Annotated in this window: 15 protein-coding genes; 10 read left to right on the top strand and 5 right to left on the bottom strand. The window is 42.7% G+C overall.

Annotation, left to right across the window (positions count from 1 at the left end; all coding sequences use genetic code 11):
* Positions 1 to 2691: an ABC transporter permease gene (locus tag GJR95_RS32485; protein ID WP_232540930.1), complete on the top strand. Its 2691-nt coding sequence runs from the start codon at positions 1 to 3 to the stop codon at positions 2689 to 2691.
* Between the two features lie 297 nt (positions 2692 to 2988).
* On the opposite strand, the gene GJR95_RS32480 is transcribed toward GJR95_RS32485, so the two are convergent.
* The gene (locus tag GJR95_RS32480; protein WP_162384996.1) at positions 2989 to 3168 is read right to left on the bottom strand and encodes a hypothetical protein; all 180 of its coding nucleotides are present in this window, start codon (positions 3166 to 3168) and stop codon (positions 2989 to 2991) included.
* A 77-nt stretch (positions 3169 to 3245) separates the two neighbouring features.
* Positions 3246 to 4229, bottom strand: a complete 984-nt coding sequence (locus GJR95_RS32475; protein WP_162389820.1) for a site-specific integrase — start codon at positions 4227 to 4229, stop codon at positions 3246 to 3248.
* A gap of 226 nt (positions 4230 to 4455) precedes the next feature.
* Here GJR95_RS32475 and GJR95_RS32470 point away from each other — a divergent pair, with 226 nt between their 5' ends.
* From GJR95_RS32470 to GJR95_RS32455, 4 genes are all read left to right on the top strand, one after another.
* The gene (locus GJR95_RS32470) at positions 4456 to 4695 is read left to right on the top strand and encodes a hypothetical protein (RefSeq protein ID WP_162389819.1); all 240 of its coding nucleotides are present in this window, start codon (positions 4456 to 4458) and stop codon (positions 4693 to 4695) included.
* A gap of 351 nt (positions 4696 to 5046) precedes the next feature.
* Positions 5047 to 5640 carry a hypothetical protein gene (locus GJR95_RS32465; protein ID WP_162389818.1) on the top strand — a complete coding sequence of 198 codons (594 nt, stop codon included), beginning with the start codon at positions 5047 to 5049 and terminating at the stop codon, positions 5638 to 5640.
* Between the two features lie 648 nt (positions 5641 to 6288).
* Complete coding sequence (locus tag GJR95_RS32460) at positions 6289 to 6537, top strand: hypothetical protein (RefSeq protein ID WP_162389817.1); 249 nt, start codon at positions 6289 to 6291, stop codon at positions 6535 to 6537.
* 1581 nt (positions 6538 to 8118) lie between these two features.
* Entirely contained in the window at positions 8119 to 8454 is a 336-nt protein-coding gene (locus GJR95_RS32455) for a hypothetical protein (RefSeq protein ID WP_162389816.1), read from the top strand.
* Between the two features lie 780 nt (positions 8455 to 9234).
* Here the strand turns inward: GJR95_RS32455 and GJR95_RS32450 are convergent.
* Both GJR95_RS32450 and GJR95_RS32445 read right to left on the bottom strand, forming a co-directional pair.
* Entirely contained in the window at positions 9235 to 9660 is a 426-nt protein-coding gene (locus GJR95_RS32450; protein WP_162389815.1) for a hypothetical protein, read from the bottom strand.
* A gap of 4 nt (positions 9661 to 9664) precedes the next feature.
* Entirely contained in the window at positions 9665 to 11389 is a 1725-nt protein-coding gene (locus tag GJR95_RS32445) for a hypothetical protein (protein WP_162389814.1), read from the bottom strand.
* A 312-nt stretch (positions 11390 to 11701) separates the two neighbouring features.
* Between GJR95_RS32445 and GJR95_RS32440 the strand changes: the two genes are divergently transcribed.
* Both GJR95_RS32440 and GJR95_RS32435 read left to right on the top strand, forming a co-directional pair.
* Positions 11702 to 12382, top strand: a complete 681-nt coding sequence (locus GJR95_RS32440; RefSeq protein WP_162389813.1) for a PorT family protein — start codon at positions 11702 to 11704, stop codon at positions 12380 to 12382.
* A 51-nt stretch (positions 12383 to 12433) separates the two neighbouring features.
* Positions 12434 to 13147, top strand: coding sequence for a hypothetical protein (locus GJR95_RS32435; RefSeq protein ID WP_162389812.1), 714 nt, complete (start codon positions 12434 to 12436; stop codon positions 13145 to 13147).
* A gap of 163 nt (positions 13148 to 13310) precedes the next feature.
* On the opposite strand, the gene GJR95_RS32430 is transcribed toward GJR95_RS32435, so the two are convergent.
* Entirely contained in the window at positions 13311 to 13799 is a 489-nt protein-coding gene (locus GJR95_RS32430) for a hypothetical protein (protein WP_162389811.1), read from the bottom strand.
* A gap of 274 nt (positions 13800 to 14073) precedes the next feature.
* Between GJR95_RS32430 and GJR95_RS32425 the strand changes: the two genes are divergently transcribed.
* The 3 genes from GJR95_RS32425 (at position 14074) to GJR95_RS32415 (ending at position 16155) form a co-directional block, all read left to right on the top strand.
* Complete coding sequence (locus tag GJR95_RS32425) at positions 14074 to 14640, top strand: hypothetical protein (RefSeq protein WP_162389810.1); 567 nt, start codon at positions 14074 to 14076, stop codon at positions 14638 to 14640.
* Positions 14641 to 14863: 223 nt separating this feature from the next.
* A complete protein-coding gene (locus GJR95_RS32420) occupies positions 14864 to 15442 on the top strand; it encodes a porin family protein (protein WP_162389809.1) in 579 nt (192 codons plus the stop codon).
* A 365-nt stretch (positions 15443 to 15807) separates the two neighbouring features.
* Positions 15808 to 16155, top strand: a complete 348-nt coding sequence (locus GJR95_RS32415; RefSeq protein WP_162389808.1) for a hypothetical protein — start codon at positions 15808 to 15810, stop codon at positions 16153 to 16155.
* Positions 16156 to 16367 lie beyond the last annotated feature (212 nt).

Genomic DNA, 16367 nt, shown 5'->3' with positions numbered 1-16367 from the left:
ATGGACAAGCCTTCTCCCAACCCACTGAGGACGCCCCCATGGGCGGACCGCCTGCTCGGCTGGTTGACGCCCGCTGAGCTGCTGGAAGAGTTGCAGGGGGATCTGCAGGAGCAGTTTGCCCAGCGGCTTGACCAAGTCGGCCTCCGGCGGGCTCGTTGGTGGTATGGCCTGGAAGCCCTGAAAGTCATTCGGCCCTATTACCTACGGCGTCGATTGGCCAGGCTGACCCACTGGCCGAGGGATTTCTTCCTGAAGCGACATGCTACCCCCCACTCTTTCTTTACTCCTGAACACCCCTCGCCACCACTAATTAATCCTGACATGATCCGAAACTATCTCAAAATCGCCTGGCGCAACCTCATTCGCCACAAATCCTTTTCGGCCATTAACATTCTGGGGTTGGTATTAGGCATAGCTAGCAGCCTACTGATTCTGTTGTGGGTGCAAGACGAACGTACCATCGACCACTTTCACGCCAATGGATCACATCTGTATCAGTTGTATGAGAATCAACAAACAACTGGGAACGACCTGAATACAACGCCCACAACGCCCCATTTGCTAGCTCCAGCGTTGGTGGCCGAATTGCCCGAAGTGGAACGTAGTGTGCATATGACCCCGGGAACTATGCTCCTCTTAGCGGTAGGTACGAATTCGTATCGACAGCGGGGTTGTTATGCCAGTCCAGATTTGTTTCGGATTTTTTCATTTCCGATGGTGCAGGGGAACCCCCAAACAGCACTAGTTGGCCCATCGTCGCTAGTCATTTCCGAAGCAGTAGCTCGAAAACTCTTTGGACGAACCGATGTTGTCGGACGCTCAGTTCGGGTCGGCAATCAAGACGACCGACAAGTAACCGGTGTATTCCAGGACATCCCGGCGAACTCGTCGCTGAAGTTCGACTTTGTTCTACCGTCAGAACCCTACATCAAACAAAAATCCGGGACACCTCGGTGGTCCATGAACGGCTGGCGAACCTTTGCGTTACTACGCCCAAACACGGATGTAGCGGCTCTCAACGTAAAAATGCTGGATTTTATCCATCGTCACGATGCAGATCTGACGAAGGTGACTACGGTTATGTTTCGGTTCGAGGATACATATCTCCATTCGAAATTCACGAATGGTCAGCCCGATGGGGGACGTATCGAATACGTTCGGCTGTTCACAATCGTAGCCGTTTTTCTGCTCTTGATCGCCTGTATTAATTTTATGAACCTGGCCACGGCTCGCTCAGCGAAGCGAGCCAAAGAAGTCGGTATTCGTAAGGTTATCGGTGCCGAACGGACTTATCTGATTGGGCAATTTACCGGCGAGGCTGTGTTGCTGACCTTCTTATCATCCCTGATTGCGTTAACGCTGGTTCAATGCCTGATTCCCTTATTTAACCAGTTAACCGAGAAACAAATGGCTATTCCCTACGCCAACCCCTTTTTCTGGGCTGGGTTGTTGGGCTTGGCTCTCATAACCGGTCTGCTGGCGGGCATCTATCCTGCCTTTTTCCTGTCGTCGCTTCAACCCGTAAAGGTGCTTAAAGCCAATAGTTCGACTGCCTTATTGCGCTTTAAAACAGGTGCTGTACTGCTGCGACAAGGACTGGTCGTGTTTCAATTTACCCTGTCCTTGCTATTAATTATCGGTACGCTGGTGATCAGTCGGCAGATGCACTTTATCCGCACGAAAAACCTCGGTATCGACCGGGGGAACGTCATTTACATGCGGGTAGATGGCGAACTAACCAAGCATTTCGAACCATTCCGACAAGCCTTATTGCAGGCTTCGGGCATTCAATCCGTGTCGTCGGCAGCCGAAGATCCATTATATACAGGCAACTCCACGACGGGCGTGTCCTGGCGGACCAAACTCCAGACTGATAATACCCTGTTTTTTGTCCTGCCGGTTAGCTATGATTTTGTCAAAACCATGAACATTCGGTTGCTGGCCGGACGGGAGTTTTCAAAAGCATTTCCGGCCGATAGCACGAACTATATTATCAACGAAGAAGCCGCTCGGCGTATGGGTATTAAGCATCCTATTGGACAGGAATTTTCCCTGGAAGATGTACACGGAACGATTGTTGGTGTCGTCAAAAACTTCCACCTAAATTCTGTGCGTGTGGCCATTGAGCCACTGGTAATGCCCTTGGCCACCACGAACACGATGCTGATAATGCGCACCCAGGCTGGCCAGACAGAACGGGCCCTGGCCAGCCTGGAACAACTGACAAAGCAGTTCAATCCCGCTTATCCCTTTACCTATACATTTGCTGATGAAAGCTTTGAAAGATTGTACAAAAGTGAGACGTTGGTGGGCAAGCTAACCCGCTATTTCGCGCTGATTGCGATTGTGATCGCCTGTTTAGGTCTTTTTGGACTGGCTATGTTTATGGCCGAGCAACGGACCAAAGAAATTGGTGTACGGAAAGTGATGGGAGCCAGCATTGGCAGTATTGTAGCCTTACTTTCCGGCGACTTCATGAAATTAGTCGGGGTAGCCATCGTCCTTGCCTCTCCACTGGCGTGGTGGGCGATGCATACGTGGTTACAGACATTTGCTTACCACGTCGAGTTGGCTTGGTGGATGTTTGCCCTGGCAGGAGGGCTGGTCGTCGGTATTGCGTTGCTAACAGTTAGTTTTCAGAGCATCAAAGCGGCTTTGGTAAATCCGGTGAAGAGTTTACGATCTGAATAAAGGGCCTCTATGATAATGATAAAATCCCTGATGGCATCAACTTGGAGTGAATACCATCGGGGTTTTTACAGCTTGTTGATGATTCACAAACCCCCCCATTTTGAGCACGACTATAGTCTCGTATAGCCAAACTTAGGGCCCTAGTCTCAAAATGCCGTCTCACCAATCAAACGCAAAATCTCACATTCAAGCTGAGTTTGTGAGACACGGCTTTTATCCCGTTTCGTTTAGAGTTTTGTTACTTCGTGTTCCCTCCGCCCCTGCCCAAAAAAACTATATTGGGCAAAGGCGATAAGCTTACCCTTTGCCATAACTAATTCTATAGGAGGTACGATCGACATCGGCTCCATCCCGATTCAACTCCTCAACGATCATCCGTACATATTGCTCAGCTAAGCCCTGAGTCAGTTTATCCAGCAACGCCTGGTCAACTTCAATACTTAATTTTAGCGATAATTCGATCTGCTTAACGGCCATACTTAATAAGCTAGTTTAAGGATTTTCTGTAATAAGCATTGAGGCCAAGGGCTATACCTACTCAATCCACCCCGTTGTTAAAGGCCTAGTTTACCCGAGGCATTATGCTTACGAATATTGCGACGCCGATCATACCGCTGGATCATCGTCGTGGTTCGATGTTTAGTTTGATTCATCACCTCCAGATCATCCGCTCCGTTAGCTTTAGCAATGGTAACAAAACTGGCCCGTAGCGAGTGAGCCGTAAAGGATTCGCCCAATTGGTGCTGAACTAATACGTTCACCCACTCATCGGAAAGACGCTCCTGGGTGACTCGCTCCCCTTTTCGGATCCGCACAAATAAAGGGCCGTCATGCCGACCTACCACCGCTAGCCAGGCTTGAAGAGCTCCAATGGGGCAATACTCCACTTCACTGGCATACGTAACCGCTTTTTCTTCGACTTCTCCGAATTGATTGGTTTTGGAGCGGTCTAGCCGGATCACCATACCGGCATCATCAATCAAAATATGATTGACATCCAATTGGGCTAATTCACTGCGACGAAAAGCCCCGGTGAAGCCCAACAGCAGAATAGCCCGGTTGCGTAAACCGGTTGGTGTGTGAGGTAAGGCGTCTATTGCCTGGCGGAACTGCTTGAGGGAAAAGTCAGGCGCCTGTTTTTGGCGCACAGTCTTTTTGAGCTTAAAGCCTTTCATAAAGACCTTGAACTGCTCGTCGGTGGTCGGCGAGTCGACTCGATGCTGGCGATGAAGTTTGGCAATACTGGCCAGGTGGCGCTGGATAGTGAAGAAGGAACGCGAGCGTCCCAGGAAGGTAACATATTCGACTAAGGCAACCGCCGACAAGGGCGTTGGTTCGTACCCATTCTGTTGGCACCAGGCTGAATACTGCTTGAGGTCGGTGCTAAACGCCCGGTGCGAATTGGGGGAACCTTGCAGGCCCGCCCGCAAATACTCCCGGGCTTCCTGATGAATCTGTTCATCGATCCGTAACGACAAGCTTTGTTCAGAAACTGGAATGATCGTTACGACTTGAAGGGGACTGTCGGGTAGGCTCATAAGTTGGAAAAGGAAACGATAGCTTGAGTCAATTCAGTTTCAAACAAATTTTATCAAAATGTGCTTGTTTTGACAAATATAGGATTACTCGTGATAATTCAATATTATCACGAGTTACTAATTTTATAGTTTCAGTTTGTTTGAGTAAATCACATTAAATGGGAAGACTTGAGCAGCGCTATCCCCCGTTGTAGAGATATACGAAATCGTCAATCAAGGAATACGCATGCATTCCATATCCTTACGCTTTACCCAGGAATTAACTCAGCGACTTAACCAAATGAGTATCCGAAGCACCCGCTACAAAGTAGCCTTGCATAAGCCCCTTAATCAGGATCAGCCACAGGGACACAAGCTGACTGAGATTCAGTCAGAAAATACCGTGTTCGCCTTCAACATCATGTTTGAGCGCAACAATCCCGAGTCCGGATGGCGATTCGTCACTCCCCTTAAATTTACGGATTAACCAGGGGCTCCCGGCAATGGAGCCCCTGGTTAATCCGTAAATTAGTAAGGGAATAAGCTAATAGGGCTACAATCTATCATTTTGTACTATTAGAAGAAGTAGATAAATTGAGGCCAATAAGTCAGGCTTAGTAGAAATAGTATTTTTCAATGTTAAGTAGCTAATAAATTGAGTACTGATCTAATCTAAAAATTGTTCGATTCGTTTACTGATTGTAAGGCTATTTTTGGGAATCGATCATCGTTTGGATAGGGATTTTCTATGATCGTTTTTTGCGTGGCTGGCTATGGTTACTTTACTGGCCAGCTAGTCTTTGGACTTAAATTGTAGTGACGACTACATCTGCTAGCCATGACACCCAAACAAAGACAACGGCTGGAAAAAAAGATTGCTGATGTCAAACGAGTCTTAGCCGCCGAGAAACGAAAATTTGGTGGCTACGATGATTCCCGAGGCCTGCGCTATTTACCCACCCGCTACTATATCCAGCTAGCCGATTATCAAGGAGGACTTACTTACCTCCGCTGGTTTGCCAAAACGTTTCCCGATGACATTGGCTTTCCCGATTTCCTGTTTGAGTGGGCAATCCTACTCTTTAAGGCGGGTAAACTTGCTGAAGCGAAAGTGAAGGTCTGGCAAACCTTTTGTGCCAACACGTATGTACTGGATAAGTTCTTCGGCCAGCCTCTTCAACCGCTGCCCAAATACGAGTGGTCAACCATGGCTCAACTTGGGTTCACGGCGCATTTCCCCTATACGCATCAGCAAACCGATTTGCTGGATATGAGTCACTGGTTGGCCGAGTTTATGACCAGCGATACGTTTTCGACCCGAAAAGCGCGCTATCTAACCCTTCACCAACAACTACTCGTGGAAGAGGATAACGAAATCAGATGCTATTTACACCAGGAGGCCGATGAGTTGGAAAGCCAGGCTAGCTTCTAATTGAGCTGAGGTTGAAGTGGCAAAATCTGTCTTACTTTACACATACGTGATTATACAACAGAAAAATGGACGGCTATAAGAATAAGTTTGAGCATTCTGCTGATCATGTGTGCATCCTGTTCCACTTCTTTCCCTGTTAGAGCCTCACTCAACCGATCGGCTTGGTTTGCTTCTTTTTCGAATGGTAGTCCTAACGTGTATGATGGGAATAAACTCGGCTTAATTTTCTCTACTGATCTTCCACACCCTGAATTAGCCAAGAAACCGACTGGTAGGATAACCGGCTGCAAAGCACAATGTGTTCAAACCCAAACGCTTCTTATTGGCAATATTCCCCTTCAGGCAGGTCGTTATTTAGTTTCTTCGTCCAACTCCGATTCATTAGGCAGCACAACTATTGTCAGTAGCTACTTAGCGACTGGAATTGAACGAATCAAGACAAGAGTATATAAACAGGCTAAGGGATGGCTCCAGGTTACCTGTTATGATTCGGCTACTGGTTCATTTAAGGGTAGGTTTGATATACGTTTTCAGGACGATCATGGGGGCTCTCGCTCCGTCCATTTTAGACGTGGAAAGCTCAACTTTTCACTAAAAAAGAAGCAGACTACTTAACCGCTTTTCACGTATATATTTTTTTCGATTGGTATGGATATTTTCTCCCGTTTACCGTTTGTTAGTCACCAGTATCGAGGGTGGTTTATTGCTTTATTGATTCCTTCTCTACTTTGTTTGTTAGCCGCTGAGGGTGGCGGTCCGGTCGTTAGTTCAGCCTATATGTATACCCTCTTAAAAGCTCAGGAAGTAGCTCAGATTACGGTGGTTAAAGATAAGCTATCCTTTACTAACTATACGGCCGAGATTAGACTCACCTCGGAAGCTTTAAAAAAAGTATAAGAAAAGCCGGTCTAGTATTTGCGTCTTTAGTCGAGATGACAGCCCTGACTTTAAAGTACAAACGGCTTCTTTACAAGAGCTAAATCAATGGAAACAACAAATTAATTCGTACCCTAAAATTGGGTTTCGCATTCAAGAATACTACAATTGGCAAGTCTCCTATATAAACTTGTTATCGGGGGTGCAATCATACTGGTTGTATTTTTTATAGTGAAACGGTGACCAGCTGTATTTACTTATTTCAAAATAGCCCTACCTAGTTTTTTTAAGAATTACTATGAATAATTCCTTTACCTAGTCGCATTTATACAACAAAAAATGTCTAAGGCGTTATTGGAGAAATTCACCTTAGTATGACTAAGCTACGCTGGGTTATACTTGCCTTAACTTTGGTGAGCTGTCGTCAAGCCAGTCCGGCTACAGATACCACAGGATAGGCTTGTAAGAAAGTAATTTCAAAACGCCTTTTTAGGAGCGGCTCTTATGATTCTTGGGCTAAATGGAGGTGTTTTGGTTGTTGGAGGTACAGTACTATTTGCTTGGAAAATGCATGAATTTTTAAAAGAGCATGGGTATTAACCTCTGGTTAAGGCTATTTATAATAAAAACAAGCATTAACTCCTAAACATGGCTCAACATTAAAAATGGTGAACTATGTTTAAGACCGGACGTTTAATTTACTAACAAAATTTTTGAGTTAAAACGATGAAATTCATATACATGTATTATTTCACATTTTTTTCAATGCATCATGCGTATTTTAAGAAGGGAACTGTTAAAAGTCCTGCATGGTACTCGGCACTTATTCAACTAAGTGCTGGCATCGGAAGCTTATTTCTAAACTTAATTATAATCGTTAGAAACTATAATGGTATTCCTGTTAAACAAGGAATTTACTCGAATAAACTTTTCATTACTTTTGCCTTCGCTGGACTTCCATTCTATATTCTTTACCATTTGCTTTTTACTTATTATGAGGTTTCTAAAGAGTCAGGCCTTACCGGAAAATTTAATTTTACAGTTACAAATAATACAAAAATATTTTTTTGGTTTTTTTGGCTATTTTCTATTTTTGGCCTATTATTCATTGGTGTTAAGTTGAAGAGATAATATAACTCTATCGTAAATGAATCAACAACATTTAGGACTCAAACATCAGTGTTAAACCCTTCTTACAAGAGTGGGTGCGTTTGCAGAATCGAACACAAATCCTTATGAATTGGTAATAGCACGGTCTGATTTCCCAAAACCCGTTACTGTAGAGCTAAGTATGAACCGGATGGCAACAGCCCGCATGGGTGGCCCTGAACCGTCGCTGAAACGATTTGATTAGGCGAACGACATAATGACGCGTAAGGCAAACAGAACCGCAGACGAGACTCTTCTGCCCCCTTTCAATCAATCAACCGCTTTTACGATCTATCCCAAAAGTGGTTCACAGCCCCTATTTCTGAAATCGCCAAGCTGTCCTTCTCAACTAGCTGACCAGCCCAAAATAAAGCAATTCCCTAGGCTACATTCGATGCCAAGCAATCATACGTTTTGTTATTATTCAGTAACATAGATTATCGATCGACATTCATGAAAATCATTCTATTACTTCTGATAGTGACCACTAATGGTTTTTCTCAAAACTTGTCCGTCTCGAAAAAGCCAATGTATTTTGGCCAGATAACACCGGTTGCTCAGGTGAAGGAGAAGCCAGCCAGTGAGTTAGCTGATTCGACGACCTATAATGCCACCACGTGTCCAAAATGCTATGAGGCAGTTAAAACCATTTACGAGGATACTATTTTCGTCAATGACCAATATGGTTTCCGAAAAATGAAGATTGTCCGTTGTCGTTTTGGCACTAAACAAATTCGGATATCGAATGAGAAAATCACCATGCCCAAATCTCAGCCATTGAAAGAGTAAGCGTGATTAGGCCCGAATTTTCCTGGTTCCTTGTAGGGGCTACCTCATAAATCCTTCTTTCGTGCGAAATAGGAATTGGGTAAGGTTTTATCCGGGCCCGCAACGGCGGACCGTGCCGGGCGGTACGATTCTGCAAGGCAACCCAATTTACATTAATCAGTCTAGTATAACTAGCTTCAGGAGTCCAGACCCAGAAGCTATAAATAAGGCTCCATCTCGTTTAATTATATGACCTGAATAACCAGGTTTAAGCGAAGTAGACGCCTGGGTATAATCGGGCAGAAAACTCACTGAAACGATACCGATTTCTCTGAAAATATCCTCTAACTGAGTCAAAAACCCAACAAATGAACAATTCTTTATTGATTGACCTTTTCACGCACAACCTTTCTGATAATCAATGCCATAGCCGTGAAAAGGCATAGCAGATTTGCAACGGTTTTGGAAGCTGTTTTTCACACGTTTTTTGGTTAATTACTTATAGGTCAGTAAGTTACTGTTTTGCGTTTTGATTCCCGGTTCCGGTTTCTCTCGGTAGAGCACGCCACGCACGAAGGACACGATACAATTGTACGGCGAAAAGTCGGGCATATATGAAACAAGACTAGTACTCATAAATCAAGTTTCTCAAGATGTCCCAGATACGTTTAGTTCTAGCTCAAGGACTGGGTGGCACAACAGCAGGAATAAATGGTAAAACCTTAGCAACATCCCACAAAAATAAGCCCCTTCTCCAAACAAAAAAGGGGCTCAAAATCGACTAATCAATAACTATTGTATCTATTGCCCCTTTAAGAACCTGATGAGTAATAGGCTACTGGCCAGAAAGATAACAAAAGGTATGACGAAGAATAAAGCCTGTTCATCTACATGCTCAACTCTAATATAATAGTTTATTTGCTGATACCCTGCAAATAAAGCATCGGCATAAAGAACTATAAATGGGATTATTAGCTTGGCATTAAGCGCCAAATTTTTATGCAAGATTAATACCCAAAGGTAAAGCCAGCATAATACAAAGAACCCACAAATGATTTTTGTTACTCCTGCTCCTGCAAAAACGCCCATTACTCCCCACATGATGAGAGGTAAATTCCATTTGCCGTCATATTGATGTATCCCCAAAAACGCTACAATACAAATGAAAATAAGAACTCTTGGTTTGAGGTAGAAACCCTCATAATCGATACTTGTCTGAGTTTTCATGTTGTTAATTACAGTTTGTAGTAGTTGGGGCGGCCATGTTATTTCCCGAAACTAGGCTACCACCATATTGTTGAGAATTACCCCTTATATCCTGACACATATCGGCAGGATTCTTTCCAGTACCCAAAAAGCCGACCTGACCCGTTCCAGATGGAAGTGACATAACACCGCTTAACAAATTGTAGCTAAAAGTTGTACAATTATTGTCTACAATATGGTAGTTAGGTGCTGTATTGTCTCCTACTGATTTCAATGTATTTATTAGGTTTGAGAACTGGCTCGCCGATAAATTACTTGTCAGTGAAACATCGTATTGAGAACCTCCATCATCTCCCCAAGCACCTGCTACCGATAAATTTGTCATAGCTTGCCATTCTTGCACAACATAAAAGCCAAATACTAACCTTACGGTCTCATTGGTAACATTATTATGTTTTTCAATGCCAACAAAAGTATGCCCAACCTTCCTTTCGTCATTACCCAAAGCATATTTATCTCTAGAATTCTGAACTGGCTGATCAACATACAAAGTTGCCTTATAGGTATAATTTCCATTATCTGAAATCTCCCCAAAACAGTTCAATTTCTCCTTAAGATTAAATATTCTGACATCAGGGCCTTGAATTTTATAATTATTGAAAAAATTAAGCAAATCGGGTTTTTGGTTATTCAGCTGAATATAGTTCCCAATTGAGTATGTTAAATTAGGATATGTGCGAATAAGATTGGATTCATCATCATTAAAATAAATTGGCCCTGCTGATCTATGAAGCATATCCCAAAGCCATAGATCTGTCGGGCCTAAATTAATTGGTTGGCCTTCATCAATGGGTACAGGCCCATCGTTTGGGCCACCACCACTTGGTCCACCACTACCGCCAATATGAGGGAATATCCAATCAGCTTCATTTGGGTTATTGGGATCTGAAAAAGGAGGACCAATTGGAGTACTAGTTGCACAGTCGGAATTTAGAATATCTGTTAACACATAAAAATTACCTCCATTGTCCATAAAGTTCATTGGGATATTCAAGCTCTCCGCTAAATTCCCGAGTGGTGTCCCGCTGCTTCCACCGACCATATTGGGCCCATTACTTTGGTAAACAGCTTGGTAGCAAGATTCGCTAGGACGGGCCCCCTTGGTTGAATTGGGTCGATACACACTTTTTAGGCGTCCTTTGTTGTATTCCATGCTTAATAAAAAGTCCGTCTCATCTTCATTATATATAAGAACTCTACCTTCAAATGTCTCCATCTTGATAGTTGAGTTTATTCTACGATTTTCTTTATTGGGCACAATCATCATAACACAGGACTGATAGTTCCCCTGATCATCTTTCGATATAATTATTTTTTTTGTGATTTTTAAATCACCAATATTCGCCGATAGCCTGGGAGTTTTACCCTGGTTATCAGTTAGTGACGCGTTTTGCGGCAGAATGATAGGATTCGCATAATTGTAAAAAAGGGGTGCAATGACAACAGGTAAACCATCACTTAGTTTAGTCGTCTGAGCTCCGTCCCAGTACACCATCCGATTAGCAGGAGACTTAGTAGAAGTCCGAGCATTCTTATTATTTGCACCCTCGTACCATGCTTTAGCTTCACTGATAGTAATCAATTTTGTTGCTTCAGGTCTAAGCACTGACTCTTTATCAGTTCGACAGCTCCATGATATTAACAGAATTAATGTAATAAGTACTTGGTAAGTAAAACTCCTAGTTTTCATAGAACGTAAATATTAAATTATGAGTGAAAGTGGTATAATGAAAAACTAAATATCTTAAATTGATCTATATGAAAATAAAAATATATACATTAAATTTATAAAAAAAACATATAGGTATCATAATATACAGATAATCATTGATTTATGCTTGTTTATTGACATATTGTCGTAAAATGGTCTAGCCGAAGGCGTAGACTAATCATAACCTAGGCAACCACCTGGCGTGTGGAGGTGATCAACCGTTATATCATACCGCTTCAGTACTTCTATACATAAACGTGATTATACAACAGAATTCACTCCTTAACGACGATGAAAACATGGACCTACCTTGGCATTACCGGATTCCTTTTTCTGGGAACCATCAATTCAACCTTTGGGCAAACGAAATTCGCTTTGTCAATCAACCTAGCCCCCATTTACACCCATACGGATTATAATTCGACTCTACCTTTCCCCGACTCAAACACGCAATCACCAACCACAGTCGTTACCTCTTCTTCGCATGGACTTAACTATATGTTAGGTCTGTCAGCTCGATATAACTTTTCGCCAAAATGGTCTGCTTCGACAGGTATCTGGGCCACTCATGGCTTATCGGGTACAACTCATTTTGATATAAATGGCATTTCAGCTCAACTTCCTTATCGCTACAGTCATCCCTTTACCAATGCGTATAAAGTGCCTTTATTGGTGAATTATGAGTCGTCTACCAAACGGCTTTCACCTTATTTTTCGATGGGTGCTTCACTGGACTTTAGAAGCGTGAGTTACGTTGAGTTGGAAGGCAATGGGCAGGAAGTGCCGGTTAAGTTTGGGAAAGCTTTAATTATTACACCCATAATTGGAGTTGGAGCCATCTACCAACTAAACAATCATCTATTGATTGTTGCTCAACCAACGATTCAATATAATGTGCAATCTCATCCAACATATGCCTACTATCATTCCTATCAAATAGGCCTACAAATGCAGCTGATGCATCAGTTTTAATAGTTTGATTATCATACTGCCACTTATACAGCAGGATAGAACCAGTCCATTATGGCCTATAAACAGATAAGCCTAAACAGAGATCCTATAGTTTCCGGAATTCGAGGAGGAACCGATCAGGCACACTTCCCTGACGCCTTTTGGCAAAAACACCCCAAGCTAGAGCAATTTATGTTTGGGAATGATAACTCGGCCTACATGGCTGGATTACAGCCAAACTTCCCTGTAATGATGGAAGGGGTAACTCTAAACTATGGAGCAAAGCTTACTGATTTTATGAGTGTCGGTGCGCTTCTACGAGGGTATGTTATTAGTGACCGATTAAAGAACCTTTTGCAGCCAGCTTGCCTACCTGATCACAAATTCTACGAAGTCACTTTTCATCAATTTAATCGAAAAAAGGAGCTTATTAAACAGGTTGATGGATACTGGTGGTTTTACTTCCAAATGGAGACTGGTGAGCAAAACGTCAATTTTGAAGCCTCTGTATTCGATCATAGCGTACATGATCAACGTTATCCAGATCAAATATCCTCTCCAAAAACTTTTACTACTTATCAAGAAATCTTTGAGCAATACCCACCAGCTATGTACGCTTCAAAACTAGTGTTAAAGCCAAGTTTTGATCGTACTCAGGATTTTTGGGGCACTCGTTTCCTGACAATAAGCAATTATATATCTGAGGGGCTACTTGAAAAATTTGAATCTGCCAAGATTACTGGGTACAAAGTAAATGAGCCAAAAAGTCAAGTAATCTTCGAATAATCGAATAACATAAAATGAGTGGCTGTTGCAAAAGTCGATGTCCGGTTTTTTGAGTCCATAAAGTGAATACTTTGGGATCTCATTTCTTCGCCAAAACAATGAGTTTAAGACGTCAATTTGGGTCACAACGGACTTTCGCAACAGCCACTAACAATATGTAAAGCTACTGTCTCGTTAAGACAATTTTTTGCTCATTAGGAGAGCCATTCAGGCCTATAATAATTTCGTTACAAGCATTACTCATAATGACGAAAGGAGTCATTTGATGGCCTATTTCTGAATTCCAACGGATTTGAATGTACTGACCGGACTGCCCCCAGCTGTTTTCTGCAAATTGATAAACCTTTGAAAGCACGGGGCCAGAAGAAATCGTGTTTTCAAAAATAGAATTAACATCAGTGATGGTCCCGTTTGTACCAAACGAAATAGTGCCAGATCGTACTGAACCCACTGATTTATAAGTAGACTTGGCATACCAAGTACCCACGATGTTTTGCTCAATGGGCGGAGTTTGCTGACATGATCCGCTTGAAGCCGATTGACTACCCCTTGCTGCTAATTCATTAGGTGCTATTGGGTGGATCTCAATGCAATTAGACAAACCAACTAACATCCCAATAGCTAGGATAAAGGGTTGGAATAATTTTTTCATAGATTGCCGTTTTGCTTCATAACGTAAAGACCCTCATTTTTACTATTGTATAATCACGATGGCCATTGCAAAAGTCGATATTAGTCTGAATCTTCCTTCTTAGGCTCCGTGGTAAAATTTGGTCGAATAACGCTTCTATGCTGAGCCGAACTAATCCCATTTTGACTTTTGTAACAGCCGCCATACTTATACAGCAGAAATAAGTTGATTGTTCGGTCAAACGAATACTGAATAGAACCCGGTTCCGTTAGGCAAAAAACAACTCTTTTTCCTGATGAAAGCCCTTCTACTCCTCGTGTTAATTAATACACTCGTAGGGGCAAACACGCCCGTTGTTTACGCTCAGCAAACAAGTTCGGTTAGCCCTCCACTCCCATTTCGTAAAGGGAGTTGGCAAGTAGGCTTAAAAGATGGGTATGGGGGCAGTCCACTTCTAGGCCATAGGAATACGGTTTACCTACAAGCGGGCTATTATATAGCCAATCGATTGCTGATTGGTTTTGGTGGCTCATACGGCCGAGAGGTTCCCGATATTGATCAAGCGATTGGTTTATCCATACAGGATAAAGGTATAGTCGCCCTAGGGCCTCTGATCCGTTATCAACTTAGTTCAGGTCGCCTATCGCCCTATACTGAACTGTCTTATCAATATGGAAGGCATAACACGCGGGTGGAAAAATCACTTTCCTTTACACCCGGATTAAGTGTTGGTCTATTGGCTGGCTTACGGATCGATCTGAGTTATAGCTTTCAGTTCATTGGCAGTGGTGGCGGTTTTCCTGATGGGCCCACTGGCCAGCCACAAGTAGGCATTACCTACTTATTTCAATCAAGATTCTAAAGGGAATGAAGTAGGATTATAGGAAGTGTTCGGACATAATTCGTTGCGGGTACTTTTTAGGAATTGTCGAATATGATAAAAGTAGTCGCTGTTGCAATAATTAAATGAATATCAATTTTACCAATCCAGAAAGTATCAGCTTGCTAATTAACATTTTTTAAAAACAGTTTTATGGGTTAATACGCTAAACTTGGGCGCGACTTGAATCCGATTACCTATTCGTATGAAAAAACTATTCTATATCGTCTTACTGGTGATGCCTGGGAACCTGCTGGCTCAATCCAGTGGACTTTCGCCATTTAGTCCGGGCGCTTGGCAAATTGGACTGAAAAGTGGGTATAGTCCGGGAAGTTCGTTTCCTAATCGATTTAGTACTCAACTTCAACTGGGCTATTTTGTCGGCAATCGATGGTCAGTAGGTCTGGAGACAAGTTGGGTTAGAGAATGGAGGAACTCGCCCGTTTTAACCAGTGTGGGTGTTGGGCCAAGGGTTCATTACCAATTGACCAACAGTAAATTATCGCCCTATCTAGCGGCTTCTTATCAAGTGGGTAAACAATGGCTCGATTCGCTAGAGATTACCTATAAACCACGCCGTCTTACACATTCGGTAAGTTTAACGCCAGGCTTAAGCTGGCAACTGAGCTCGAAGCTCCGACTTGATTTGAGCTACCGATTTGAATATTATTTGAGTTATCGGTTTAACAGGACTAGCTATCAAGAGTATGCACTTTCACGATACTTTGAGTACTATCAAGTACCCCAACTCGGTATAACCTATTTTTTGGGTAGAAAGCCATAAGCAAGGCCGGTGACTTGTCCCGTCACTGCCATCAACTTTTGGCAACAGCTTCAGAAAGTATACAACAAAAGAAGACTCCTATGAGCTTTTCAGCCTTTGTCCTGTTTTACGGTATTGTACTAGGGCTGGTCTTCGGCCAAAAGATGTTCCTCCGTCAGATTAGTGCACGAAAAGGCAAAAGCCCTTTCTATGAAGGACTCTTCACCTACAGATATGCGCTATTATCAGTAATGGCTAATCTTATTCTAGAATTAGCGTTAATTCTGTACAAAGTAGTTAATTCTTAATATATCGCCACTTACACAACAGGAATCATGCGGTATACTCTGACTATCCTTCGAGTTTTCTTGGGTTGTATGTTTGTTATGAATTCTGTTATCCAATTTCTGGATATGCAATATCCAAGAAGACATATTCATGAGCCTATTGATCAGGTTGACCCGGTTACTCTAGTTTGGTATTTCTTTGGCTACTCGCAACCATACCGACTATTCATTGCACTAAGCGAACTCGTGTTGGGTATGCTGATCATCATCCCCAACACGAGCCGACTAGGTGTATTGCTTTATTTCCCTTTTGCCCTCAATATTGCCGTTATGACTTGGTGCTTTACTCATACCCTTCCTGTTAAAGTTGTATCGACCTTTATCGCTATCAGCTCGTTTTATCTGATTATCAGAGAACTCTCCACCTATAAGAAGCTTCTGCTATAAATTCTTTTTTCTAATACATGGACTTATTTTATTTCAGAATCAATCTGTGATTAATCGCTTAACTTAAACGTGATTATAAAACATGTCGTATGCTACTGATTTCTGTGTACATTAAATCGGTAAGCTTATGTATATTAGCGTATTACAACGAAATAAGAAAAGTAGAAAGTCGCTGCATTTTAAGCGAATGGTTACCGAAGTCTATCGAGCCG

It is taken from the genome of Spirosoma endbachense (assembly GCF_010233585.1).
In the GTDB taxonomy this organism is placed as follows: Bacteria; Bacteroidota; Bacteroidia; order Cytophagales; family Spirosomataceae; genus Spirosoma; species Spirosoma endbachense.
The sequence above is the reverse complement of the archived record's forward strand: the minus strand, read 5'-3'. Positions and strand labels throughout refer to the sequence as shown.

Coding starts and splice junctions, on each gene's coding strand:
- GJR95_RS32475 (WP_162389820.1), bottom strand. CDS start 4,229: ATGAGCCTACCCGACAGTCCCCTTCAAGTCGTAACGATCATTCCAGTT.
- GJR95_RS32460 (WP_162389817.1), top strand. CDS start 6,289: ATGGATATTTTCTCCCGTTTACCGTTTGTTAGTCACCAGTATCGAGGG.
- GJR95_RS32420 (WP_162389809.1), top strand. CDS start 14,864: ATGAAAAAACTATTCTATATCGTCTTACTGGTGATGCCTGGGAACCTG.
- GJR95_RS32455 (WP_162389816.1), top strand. CDS start 8,119: ATGAAAATCATTCTATTACTTCTGATAGTGACCACTAATGGTTTTTCT.
- GJR95_RS32470 (WP_162389819.1), top strand. CDS start 4,456: ATGCATTCCATATCCTTACGCTTTACCCAGGAATTAACTCAGCGACTT.
- GJR95_RS32430 (WP_162389811.1), bottom strand. CDS start 13,799: ATGAAAAAATTATTCCAACCCTTTATCCTAGCTATTGGGATGTTAGTT.
- GJR95_RS32465 (WP_162389818.1), top strand. CDS start 5,047: ATGACACCCAAACAAAGACAACGGCTGGAAAAAAAGATTGCTGATGTC.
- GJR95_RS32425 (WP_162389810.1), top strand. CDS start 14,074: ATGAAAGCCCTTCTACTCCTCGTGTTAATTAATACACTCGTAGGGGCA.
- GJR95_RS32435 (WP_162389812.1), top strand. CDS start 12,434: ATGGCCTATAAACAGATAAGCCTAAACAGAGATCCTATAGTTTCCGGA.
- GJR95_RS32445 (WP_162389814.1), bottom strand. CDS start 11,389: ATGAAAACTAGGAGTTTTACTTACCAAGTACTTATTACATTAATTCTG.
- GJR95_RS32480 (WP_162384996.1), bottom strand. CDS start 3,168: ATGGCCGTTAAGCAGATCGAATTATCGCTAAAATTAAGTATTGAAGTT.
- GJR95_RS32415 (WP_162389808.1), top strand. CDS start 15,808: ATGAATTCTGTTATCCAATTTCTGGATATGCAATATCCAAGAAGACAT.
- GJR95_RS32450 (WP_162389815.1), bottom strand. CDS start 9,660: ATGAAAACTCAGACAAGTATCGATTATGAGGGTTTCTACCTCAAACCA.
- GJR95_RS32485 (WP_232540930.1), top strand. CDS start 1: ATGGACAAGCCTTCTCCCAACCCACTGAGGACGCCCCCATGGGCGGAC.
- GJR95_RS32440 (WP_162389813.1), top strand. CDS start 11,702: ATGAAAACATGGACCTACCTTGGCATTACCGGATTCCTTTTTCTGGGA.